Below are 776 nucleotides of genomic sequence, written 5' to 3' on the forward strand. Positions count from 1 at the left end.
TTGTTCCAGAACGGGCCGTGCAGGCCGGCGAGGTTGCGTAGCGCGGCTTCGGCCTGGGGGGTGTCGCAGCCGTCGGCTTGGAGAGGCGGAAGCGGTGGCTGGAGCTGAGTCGGCCGCCCCCGACGGGTTCGTGGCGTAGCCCGACGATCTCGGTGTCGGTGCCGCCTCGGCGCAGCGCGGCGGTCATCCATCGGGGGTGACCACGCTGGGGTCGTCGACGATCCACCCCGGTTGTCCACCCGCCGGTTCGGTCATCCTGCCCTCCGGAGGAGCTCGGGTCGGTGTCCGTGGCGGCCGTGGTGCCGAGCGGGAGGCGTGCGTGCAGGAGTGCTGGGGTCCGGAGCAGGCCGGGGAACCGATAGGTATTCACGCAGGTTGGGCCTCATGCGCGATGTCGAGCAGCCGTGGCGGTTGAGTGACAGCCCGGACTCACCCAGCCGCCACACATTGCCGGGTGGCGGGATTGGGGCTGCATAAGTCCCGTTCCCGCGGCCTTGGCGCCCTGGTTCCGTGCGCGCCGGCCCACCCCCGCCCGCGCCGGGCCCGCCCGGCCCCGTAGGAGGTCAGCGCCGTCGGCCCCTGGGTGGATGAGGTCGCTGCCTCCTCGGCGGCGAACGCGACGAGGCCGCCCTGGATGGCGCCGCCCGCGTTGAGGCCGTCGGCCCGCCGGGGCACCTCGACGGTGCCCGGAGCCACGACGACGCTGCCGACCCGCTCGGCGAGGGGAACCGGCAGCCGGAAGGGCCCCTCGGGCAGCCCGGCCAGGGCGCCGTGGG

2 pseudogenes are annotated in these 776 nt (G+C 74.6%); both read right to left on the reverse strand.

Annotation, left to right across the window (positions count from 1 at the left end):
- Window positions 1-187, reverse strand: a pseudogene (locus MXD62_RS09860) (hypothetical protein); the annotation flags it as partial.
- 242 nt (window positions 188-429) lie between these two features.
- Window positions 430-776, reverse strand: a pseudogene (locus MXD62_RS09865) (hypothetical protein); the annotation flags it as partial.

It is taken from the genome of Frankia sp. Mgl5 (genome assembly GCF_023242985.1).
Taxonomy (GTDB): Bacteria; Actinomycetota; Actinomycetes; order Frankiales; family Frankiaceae; genus Parafrankia; species Parafrankia soli.